The following is a 9,765-nucleotide window of genomic DNA, read 5'->3' as shown; positions in this document are numbered from 1 at the left end:
CTAGTAATAAGATAATCAAAGCTATCAAAAATCAAGTCAAGCCAGAACGGGTAAAATGAAAGTGAATTGTTTGTCTTCTTTTAATGCGAAGGAAGGTATTTTCTGGTTTGACTACTTCTAAAAATCACTCTTTTCCGTTATTCTTCTACTATTGATTATATCTATAGGATTTAAACATCTCTTTGCAATTACCATTACCTATTCATCAAGTAGATGATGAGACTTTCGATAATTTTTACGCAGAAAACAGCCTTGTGCTGTTGGATTCTTTGCGCCAAAATTTTGTCGATGTGCAGCAGCCGTTCTTTTATATTTGGGGCGGGAAAAGTAGTGGTAAGAGTCATCTCCTAAAAGCGGTAAGTAATCATTATTTACTGAATCAGCAAACGTCTAGCTATATTCCTTTAGAAAAATCACAATACTTTTCTCCAATGGTTTTGGATAATGCCGAACAATTAGATGTTATCTGTTTGGATGATCTTCAAGTAGTTGCCGGTGATGAAGCTTGGGAACTCGCTATTTTTAATCTCTTTAATCAGATTCGGGAGCAACAAGGTTTGTTCGGCAGTGGTCATAAGACTTTGCTGCTGATAAGTGCTGATTGTCCTCCGCATCAATTAAAGATTAATTTACCGGATCTCCGTTCCCGTCTTACGTGGGGAGAAGTGTATCAGTTAAATGATTTAAGTGATGAGCAAAAGCGAATTATTTTGCAACGCAATGCATATCAAAAAGGAATGGAGCTTTCCGATGAGGTTGCAAATTTCTTACTAAAACGTTTGGATAGAGATTTACAAACGCTTTCTACCGAATTAGATCGCCTTGATAGGGCCTCTTTACAGGCACAGCGGAAATTAACAGTGCCTTTTGTGAAAGAAATTTTAGGGCTTTGATGCGATTTGATTCCTATCAATATTTGCAAGAAAATCGCCAAATTTGACCGCTTGTTACCTCTAAAGAGGTAGTGGTTTTGCTACGCTAAAATGTAGGCTTATGTTAAACTTTGTTAAGTTTACCACCAATAAATAATTATGTCTTATATGGATCAACTTTCAGTGATTAATTTAGCTTGTGAACGGGGAGAGAAGCGTCTTTTTGAAGGGTGTCAGTTCTCTGTGAAGAGCGGGGATTGGCTACAAATTGAAGGACATAACGGTATTGGTAAAACAAGCTTATTGCGAATTCTTGCCGGACTATCGACACCTGCTGAAGGTAACGTTCTTTGGAATCATGAGCCTATCCAGAAATGCCGTGAAGAATATTACACAGAATTATTTTATTTGGGGCATCATGCCGGAGTGAAACCGGAGCTTAGCCCGTGGGAAAATCTAAGATTCTTCCAAAAAATGCAAAAGTTGCCGTTAAGTGATGATGCGCTTTGGAATGCCTTGGATAAAGTGGGATTAGTAGGGCGAGAAGATTTACCTTGTTCACACCTCTCGGCAGGTCAGCAACGCCGTGTTGCTTTAGCCAAATTGTGGCTGACTAAGCAGAAACTTTGGATCTTAGATGAGCCTTTTACCGCAATTGATAAAAAAGGTGTGGTCGATCTAATCTCTCATATTGAACGCCATTGTGAGGACGGTGGAATAGTGATATTTACTAGCCACCAGACTGCAGAGAGTAGTAAGGTCAGAATTCTTTCATTAGATAAATTTAAAATATAAAGAATTAATATGATTTTATTTAATATTATTCAGCGAGAACTGACTATTGCTTTTCGTAAGCCGGCGGAGATTTTAAATCCCTTATGGTTCTTTCTGATTGTGATTACCCTTTTCCCATTATTAATGGGGCCGAATCCTGAATTATTAGGCAAAATTGCGCCGGGAGTGGCGTGGGTTGCCGCATTATTGTCGGCGTTATTGTCGTTTGAGCGGTTATTTCGGGATGACTATTTAGACGGCTCTTTGGAGCAGCTTATGCTTTTGCCGGTTGGTTTGCCACAAGTTGCGTTAGCAAAAGTGATTGCACACTGGTTATTAACCGGATTGCCCCTGATTTTATTGTCACCGGTTGCAGCGATTCTGCTATCGTTAGAAACACAGGTTTGGTGGGCGCTTGTTCTTACTTTATTACTGGGAACGCCGATTCTTAGCTGTTTAGGGGCAATAGGTGTCGCGCTTACGGTCGGTCTACGCAAAGGCGGAACATTACTCAGTTTACTTATTTTGCCGCTGTTTTTACCGGTCTTGATTTTTGCCGCCGCAGTATTAGAAGCTGCAACTTTGAATATGGGATATAGCGGTCAGCTTGCGATAATAGGTGCGATTCTTGCGTTAACGCTAACTTTCTCGCCTTTTGCGATTGCCGGAGCGTTGAGAATTAGTGTTCAATAGAGCACATTTTTGAAGATTATACAGGCAAGTAAGCGGTTAAATTTTTATTATTTTTTGCAATTTGGAGATGTTATGTGGAAATGGCTTCACCCCTATGCTAAATCGGAAACGCAATATCGATTGCTCGGGAAAGTTCAACCAGTATTGGGTTGGTTAAGTTTTATGATGTTGGTGGCTGCGTTTGTATGGGGGCTTGGCTTCGCACCTAAGGATTATCAGCAAGGTGATAGTTATCGTATTATCTTTATCCATGTGCCGGCGGCAATTTGGTCGATGGGAGTATATGGTTCAATGGCGGTTGCCGCATTGGTGGCATTAGTGTGGCAGATTCGTCAAGCAAGCCTTGCGATGATTTTTATGGCGCCAATCGGATTAGTGTTTGCCTTTATTTCGCTTGCAACCGGTGCCATTTGGGGTAAGCCAATGTGGGGAACTTGGTGGGTTTGGGATGCTCGTTTGACTTCTGCGTTGGTTTTATTTTTCTTATATATTGGAGTAATGGCGCTTTATTCCGCTTTCCAAGACAAGCAAACCGGTGCGAAAGCGGCTGGAGTGTTAGCTGTGGTTGGTGTGATCAATCTTCCGATTATTCACTTTTCAGTGGAGTGGTGGAACACCTTACATCAAGGCGCAACCATTACGAAATTAGATAAGCCGTCTATGGCTGTAGAAATGTTGATTCCGTTATTATTGGCGATTTTCGGCAGCTTAATTTTTACCGCTTGGTTTAGTATTTGGCGTTATCGTATTGCGCTCTTAAATGATGGGCGTAAGCGTCCTTGGGTAAAAGCACTTGTAACAGAATAAGCGGTTAAATTAGGAGAAAAAGATGCAATTTCAATTTGAATCATTAAGTGATTTCCTTTCAATGGGAAATTACGGTTTCTATGTTTGGCTTTCTTATGCAGTTTCGATTATTGCGATGGGAGGCTTAATTTGGTTCTCTCGTCGAGAAGAAAAGCAAATTATGCAACAAATCAAAAAAGAGTTAGCACGAGAAGCACAACTCAACAAGAAGTAGTTATAGCTATGGAATTAAGCGGTCATTTTTATATAACTTTTTGCAAGTTAGTTAGAAAAAATGGCCGCTTACTTATTTTGAGGTATAGAGTTTGAGAAAAAGCAAAGATTCTATCTAGAGATTAAAGTAATAGCGGAATCTTAAATGATTTTTTGCTATTCTACGCGGAGTTTTTTATTTAAATTTTTTGTGCAATCAGCACATTTTGAAAGGTGATTACTATGAATCCAAGACGTAAATCGCGATTGAAAGTGGTGGTTTCAATCTTATTCGGTGTGGCGGTTGCCGCCGGTCTGACGCTTTATGCGCTAAGCCAGAATATCGATTTATTTTATACGCCATCGGAAATCGTAAATGGTAAGAATGATGATCCGAACCAAAAACCGGAAGTGGGGCAACGTATTCGTGTTGGCGGAATGGTTGTGGAAGACACGGTAAAACGTGATGAGAAAACCTTAAAAGTTGAATTTGATGTGAATGATGTTGGACCTTCGATTACGATTGAATACGAAGGTATTTTGCCGGATTTATTCCGTGAAGGGCAAGGCATTGTGGCGCAAGGCGTATTAATTGAGCCGACTCGTTTAAGAGCAACGGAAGTATTGGCGAAGCATGATGAGAATTATATGCCGCCGGAGTTAGGTGACAAATTAAAACAAAAACACAATAAGATGGGTGTTTCAGAATCTGATTTAAAAGGTGAATCAGAGCGTGATAGAGCGGAAATAGAAGAGACCCTGAAGACTTTGCAAGGGGTGTCTAAATAATGATTGCGGAATTAGGCAATTATGGCTTAGCACTTGCGCTAGGATTGTCAATTTTCTTGGCAATCTTACCGCTTATCGGTGCACAGAAAGGTAATATCACCTTAATGTCGTTAGCTCGCCCGATGATATGGGGAATGTTTCTTGCGTTGACGATTTCATTCGGTTCACTTTTCTATTTATTTGCCGTAAATGATTTTAGTGTGCAGTATGTGGTGAATAACTCGAATTCAACCTTACCGCTACAATACCGTTTATCGGCGGTATGGGGCTCTCATGAGGGCTCTCTATTGCTTTGGATTTGGCTATTATCACTTTGGGCGGTTGCTGTAGCAGCCTTTAGTCGTCAGATGCCGGAAGAAGCGGTGGCACGTGTATTGAGTATCATGGGCTTGATTAGTATCGGCTTCTTATTATTTATTATTTTTAGTTCGAATCCGTTTGAGCGTACCTTCCCTAATTTCCCTGCTGATGGTAGAGAGTTAAATCCGATGCTGCAAGATGTCGGCTTAATTTTCCATCCGCCGTTATTGTATATGGGATATGTCGGATTCTCGGTGGCATTTGCCTTTGCAATTGCTTCTCTAATGACCGGCAGATTGGATACCGCTTGGGCACGTTGGTCTCGTCCTTGGACTATGGCGGCATGGGTATTTTTGACACTAGGTATCGTGTTAGGCTCTTGGTGGGCTTATTATGAATTGGGTTGGGGCGGCTGGTGGTTCTGGGATCCGGTCGAGAATGCCTCTTTAATGCCTTGGATTGCCGGCACAGCGCTGATTCATTCACTAGCGGTAACGGAAAAGCGTAGTACATTTAAAGCTTGGACAGTGTTACTTGCGATATTAGCATTTTCACTTTGCTTGCTAGGTACGTTCTTGGTGCGTTCAGGCATATTAGTTTCGGTGCATGCGTTTGCCTCGGATCCAACGCGTGGTTTATATATCTTGGCTTATTTAGTGCTAGTTATTGGTGGCTCATTATTACTTTATGCCTTCCAAGGTTCGAAAATTAAAAGTTTAGATAATTATGAACGTTATTCACGTGAATCAATGTTATTAATTAATAATATTCTATTAATGGCATTTTTATCCGTGATATTTTTAGGTACGATTTTACCGCTTATTCATAAACAGATCGGTTTAGGTTCAATCTCAATTGGTGCGCCGTTCTTCGATCAAATGTTCGTTATATTAATGGTACCGTTTGCTTTTATTCTTGGTATCGGCCCGTTAGTGAAATGGCGTAGAGATCAAATTTCAGCGATTCGTACGCCGGTACTTATCTCATTAGTATTAATGATAGTACTTGGCTTTGCGTTACCATATTTGTTTGCTGATCGTATTACCGCAACCTCGGTGTTAGGCGTAATGATGGCGGCAATTATCGTTATTTTGAGCTTATATGAATTACATCAACGTGCGACACATCGCCATACCTTCTTCAGCGGCATTTTCAAATTATCTCGTTCACATTGGGGAATGGTGTTAGCGCATGTTGGAGTGGCGATGACCGTATTTGGTATCGCATTTAGTCAAAATTTCAGTATTGAGAAAGATGTTCGTATGAACGTTGGCGATCAGGTACAAATTCTGGATTACAATTTTGAATTTAAAGGGATCAAAATAACTGATGGCGCAAACTATCAAGGTGGTACAGCAGAAATTGCGATCACGAGAAACGGCGAATATGAAGCAACCTTAAATGCAGAAAAGCGTTTTTATAACGTGAGTAAAATGGGGATGACCGAAGCGGCGATTGATTGGGGCTTTAGCCGAGATCTTTATGCTGCATTAGGCGAAAAGTTAGAAGATGGTTCATGGGGCGTTCGTTTATATTACAAACCGTTTATTCGTTGGATTTGGCTTGGCGGGTTATTTATGGCGTTAGGCGGTCTATTGTGTATGATGGATAAACGCTATCGTGTTCGTATTCATGCTTAAATTTTGATTAAGTGTTTCGTTACACACTTAGCTAAGCGGTCGAATTTTCGGATTTTTTTGCAAATTTTCGAAAAATTCGACCGCTTGTTTTATAACTCTATGAAAAGGTTGAGAATTATTCATAAAATTGCTGAAAATCACTCTTTTTGTTTGTAATCTAGGCAAACGTCTAATTTTTTCGAATTTTTAAGAAAAAGGGTTTGACATATTTCTAAATTCTAGTAACATGTGCGCCACAGACACAGTGAGTGGTGAGATGGCCGAGCAGGCTGAAGGCGCTCCCCTGCTAAGGGAGTATAGGGTTCAAAAGCTCTATCGAGGGTTCGAATCCCTCTCTCACCGCCATTTACTTTATCACGCACCCGTAGCTCAGCTGGATAGAGTACTCGGCTACGAACCGAGCGGTCAGAGGTTCGAATCCTCTCGGGTGCGCCATTTTAATTTTTACTCTATTCAAATTAAAATGGTCGCTGATAAAACTAAATAACTTACGATTCAAAATACAACGCACCCGTAGCTCAGCTGGATAGAGTACTCGGCTACGAACCGAGCGGTCAGAGGTTCGAATCCTCTCGGGTGCGCCATTTCAAACATTCAAATCTTTTTCGTAATTCAGCAAATTTTCCAATAATTTTAAAATTTATCCTTTACGGATTAGATGCATTTTATTGATGATTTTATGCTTAAATTTGCTTATCAAGAACATTTTAAATCTTATTATTACGATTCTCGTAACTTATCGCTTCAATTTCCTTCTATTAGTGCAAATCAAGATGCTGATGTTTGTATCATCGGTGCTGGTTTTCTTGGCTTATCCACAGCACTTGAGTTAGCAGAAAAAGGTAAAAAAGTTATTATCTTAGAAGGTTCAAGAGTTGGCTTTGGTGCGTCTGGTCGTTCCGGCGGTCAGGCGATCAATGGCTTTGAAGACGGCATTGATGAATATATTGAACAGGTCGGTTTAGAGAAAGCGCACAGATTATGGCAAATGTCATTAGAAGCGATCGATATCATTGATGAGCGTGTAAGAAAACATCATATCCAATGTGATTGGAACAAGGGATATGCGACATTGGCGCTCAATCATCGCCGCATGGATGACTTGATTGCTATGGAACAAGCAATCCGAGAGACCTTTGGCTATCAGCAAATGCAGCTTTGGGATAAAACACAACTTAAGCAATATTTAGGCAGTGATATTTATGTCGGTGCTTTATTTGATAGTAACTCAGGTCACTTACATCCGCTAAATTATTGCTTAGGTCTAGCACAAGCCTGTGTTAACGCCGGTGTGGTCATTTATGAACATTCGCCAGCGACTGAAATTCGAAGTGTGAGTGAGAGTAAAGCGGTCGTTTTTTCCGAAAAATTTACTATTTCGTGTGAGTCGGTGGTGTTAGCAACTAATGCTTATATTGATACGCTTTCTAAAAAGCTGACGTTTGGGATTGAGAAAAAAATTCTACCGGTTGAAAGCTTTATTATTGCTACGGAGCCTTTGTCTCAAGCAATGGCGGATAGCCTTATCAACAATGGAATGTCGGTTTGTGATAATAATTTATTGTTGGATTATTACCGCCTATCTGCAGATAACCGCTTATTGTTTGGATCGGATTCCAGCACCAATGTGGATATGATGGCAAAAATGCGTTCGGAAATGTTAGCGGTGTTTCCACAATTAGAAGATGCCAAAATTGATTATGGTTGGGGCGGGCCGATTGATATGACGCTGAACTCAACCCCTCATTTTGGGCGGATCAAACCAAATATCTATTTCGCTCAAGGTTTTTCAGGGCATGGAGTGGCCTTAACCGGATTGGCGGGACGTATTATTCAAGAGGCGATTTTAGGTAATGACGAACGATTAGCGCTTTTTGAGAGTTTAAAAGTACCTAGTCTTTATGGCGGTAAATGGGTAAAAAGAATGGCATTGAAGGTTGGTATTCCTTATTATCGCTTTTTAGATAAATATAAATAATACTAATAAAATCAATGACGTAAGTATTCGCTTACGTCTTTTTTAATTTTTACGTCGTATAAATCTAGAATTGGGTTATTTCGCAATGTACAAAATTCAGCTAGACTTGCGAACCAAAGGGAAATAATGAGGATTTCATATTGAAAGGATTACTAGCACGATTATTTGTTGGTATGGCATTGTTGGTATGGCATTGTTGTTATGGGCATGGGATATGGTTTACCCTTGGCAACAACTCATGCAAGCGGAAGAGAATCGTTATGGGCAGATTCAACAGCGACAAGTATTAAAAGTAGGAATGATCAATCATCCGCTTTCTTATTTTGTCGGAGCGGATGGTACAGCCGGCATTGAGTATGAATTAGCAAAATCATTTTCTGAATACTTAGGTGTGGGTTTAGAAGTTAAGTTATTTGAACATAGTGAGCAGCTTTTTAAGGCATTAAAAGAGAATAAAATTGATATTGCCGCTGCCGGTTTACTGTACCAGCCAGAGTTAGGCGAACAATTTCAAATTGGTGCGACCTATTATTCGGCTTCATGGCAAGTAGTATATAAAAAAGGTAAAACAAGACCGTATAAATTAGCGGATCTGCAAGATGAGTTGGTAGTGCCATCTGGTTCAGCGGTCTTACCTATTCTACAAAAGCTAAAAAAGGAACATCCTAAGCTACGTTGGCACACGACTGATCAATTCACTCAAGAAGAATTGTTATTGCAGGTGGCAGAAGGAAAAATCCCTTATACGGTTGCTGTTTCTGTCGATATTTCTGCCGCCCAACATATTAGCCCGAATATTGCAGTTGGGTTTGATTTAACCGATGAAATGCCGGTACTTTGGTATTTACCAAGCAGTTCATACAGCGAATTACAGGCGGCAGTGCTGGATTTTATGGATAATGCAAATGAAACGGGCTTGATTTCACGTATTGAGGAAAAATATTTTAATCATTTATCCCGCTTTGATTATGTTGATACGCAAAGTTATTTAAATGCAATTAAATCGGTATTACCTAAATATCAACCGTTATTCGAAAAGTATCGAGGTGATTTAGAATGGCAAATGTTAGCAGCAATTGCTTATCAAGAATCACATTGGGATCCGAATGCAACCTCACCGACCGGTGTGCGTGGCATGATGATGTTGACACGAGATACGGCTGATAGAATGAAAATTACCGATCGAACGAATGCGGAACAAAGTATTCGAGCTGGATCGGAATATTTACATCTGTTGATGGGACAAATTCCAGAAACTGTACCGAAGGAAGATCGTATTTGGTATGGATTAGCGGCTTATAATATGGGATTGGGACATTTATTAGATGTTAGGCGTTTAACTAAGCAGCTAGGCGGCGATCCGGATAATTGGTTGGATGTGAAGAAAAATTTACCGCTTTTAGCGGAAAAACGCCACTATAGTCGGTTAAAATACGGATATGCAAGGGGCTTTGAAGCTTTCCAATATGTCGACAATATTCGCCGTTATTCTAGTAGTATCATCAATCATCAACGTGTTGAAGAACAGAAAGTACAGGCGTTACAACTTTCAAAGCAGCAGGCTCAAGCGACTCAGCTTTTAGAGGTTTCGCCAATAGCACCTTTTGCGGATAAAATGCTTACTCAACCGGAGCAATCTAACGAAATCATTAAGGAATAGTTTTATGAGAAAACGTAAACTGAAAAGTAGAAAGACTTTAGCGCATAATAATAAATCGGC

General features: G+C 40.1%; 9 protein-coding genes and 3 tRNA genes. All 12 read left to right on the top strand.

From position 1 onward, the window contains the following. Window positions 1–182 precede the first annotated feature (182 nt). The 12 genes from hda (at window position 183) to mltF (ending at window position 9,705) form a co-directional block, all read left to right on the top strand. A complete protein-coding gene (gene hda / locus HMPREF0027_RS10305) occupies window positions 183–893 on the top strand; it encodes a DnaA inactivator Hda (protein WP_005624998.1) in 711 nt (236 codons plus the stop codon). A 138-nt stretch (window positions 894–1,031) separates the two neighbouring features. Beyond that, window positions 1,032–1,667: a cytochrome c biogenesis heme-transporting ATPase CcmA gene (ccmA, locus tag HMPREF0027_RS10300; protein WP_005624996.1), complete on the top strand. Its 636-nt coding sequence runs from the start codon at window positions 1,032–1,034 to the stop codon at window positions 1,665–1,667. A 9-nt stretch (window positions 1,668–1,676) separates the two neighbouring features. Continuing rightward, window positions 1,677–2,339 (top strand): heme exporter protein CcmB, encoded by a 663-nt coding sequence (ccmB, locus tag HMPREF0027_RS10295; RefSeq protein WP_005624994.1) that lies wholly within the window; start codon window positions 1,677–1,679, stop codon window positions 2,337–2,339. Between the two features lie 54 nt (window positions 2,340–2,393). Continuing rightward, entirely contained in the window at window positions 2,394–3,146 is a 753-nt protein-coding gene (locus tag HMPREF0027_RS10290; RefSeq protein WP_258866801.1) for a heme ABC transporter permease, read from the top strand. Window positions 3,147–3,168: 22 nt separating this feature from the next. After that, window positions 3,169–3,360 carry a heme exporter protein CcmD gene (gene ccmD, locus HMPREF0027_RS10285; RefSeq protein WP_005624990.1) on the top strand — a complete coding sequence of 64 codons (192 nt, stop codon included), beginning with the start codon at window positions 3,169–3,171 and terminating at the stop codon, window positions 3,358–3,360. A gap of 221 nt (window positions 3,361–3,581) precedes the next feature. Then, window positions 3,582–4,127: a cytochrome c maturation protein CcmE gene (gene ccmE, locus HMPREF0027_RS10280; protein WP_005624988.1), complete on the top strand. Its 546-nt coding sequence runs from the start codon at window positions 3,582–3,584 to the stop codon at window positions 4,125–4,127. After that, entirely contained in the window at window positions 4,127–6,067 is a 1,941-nt protein-coding gene (locus HMPREF0027_RS10275; protein WP_005624986.1) for a heme lyase CcmF/NrfE family subunit, read from the top strand. Before ccmE ends, HMPREF0027_RS10275 begins: the two co-directional genes overlap by 1 nt. Window positions 6,068–6,317: 250 nt before the next feature. After that, window positions 6,318–6,412: transfer RNA gene (locus HMPREF0027_RS10270), tRNA-Ser, on the top strand. A gap of 13 nt (window positions 6,413–6,425) precedes the next feature. Beyond that, window positions 6,426–6,502 (top strand) — tRNA-Arg (locus tag HMPREF0027_RS10265). Window positions 6,503–6,574: 72 nt separating this feature from the next. Further along, window positions 6,575–6,651: transfer RNA gene (locus tag HMPREF0027_RS10260), tRNA-Arg, on the top strand. A 95-nt stretch (window positions 6,652–6,746) separates the two neighbouring features. Beyond that, complete coding sequence (locus HMPREF0027_RS10255) at window positions 6,747–8,045, top strand: NAD(P)/FAD-dependent oxidoreductase (protein WP_044024558.1); 1,299 nt, start codon at window positions 6,747–6,749, stop codon at window positions 8,043–8,045. A 187-nt stretch (window positions 8,046–8,232) separates the two neighbouring features. Continuing rightward, entirely contained in the window at window positions 8,233–9,705 is a 1,473-nt protein-coding gene (gene mltF, locus HMPREF0027_RS10250; protein ID WP_005624982.1) for a membrane-bound lytic murein transglycosylase MltF, read from the top strand. Window positions 9,706–9,765 lie beyond the last annotated feature (60 nt).

Origin of the sequence: Actinobacillus ureae ATCC 25976, assembly GCF_000188255.1 — a bacterium.
In the GTDB taxonomy this organism is placed as follows: domain Bacteria; phylum Pseudomonadota; class Gammaproteobacteria; order Enterobacterales; family Pasteurellaceae; genus Actinobacillus; species Actinobacillus ureae.
Note: the sequence above shows the minus strand (reverse complement) of the source record. Positions and strands in the feature narration are given on the sequence as shown.

Coding starts and splice junctions, on each gene's coding strand:
- ccmA (WP_005624996.1), top strand. CDS start 1,032: ATGTCTTATATGGATCAACTTTCAGTGATTAATTTAGCTTGTGAACGG.
- ccmB (WP_005624994.1), top strand. CDS start 1,677: ATGATTTTATTTAATATTATTCAGCGAGAACTGACTATTGCTTTTCGT.
- ccmD (WP_005624990.1), top strand. CDS start 3,169: ATGCAATTTCAATTTGAATCATTAAGTGATTTCCTTTCAATGGGAAAT.
- ccmE (WP_005624988.1), top strand. CDS start 3,582: ATGAATCCAAGACGTAAATCGCGATTGAAAGTGGTGGTTTCAATCTTA.
- HMPREF0027_RS10275 (WP_005624986.1), top strand. CDS start 4,127: ATGATTGCGGAATTAGGCAATTATGGCTTAGCACTTGCGCTAGGATTG.
- HMPREF0027_RS10255 (WP_044024558.1), top strand. CDS start 6,747: ATGCTTAAATTTGCTTATCAAGAACATTTTAAATCTTATTATTACGAT.
- mltF (WP_005624982.1), top strand. CDS start 8,233: ATGGCATTGTTGTTATGGGCATGGGATATGGTTTACCCTTGGCAACAA.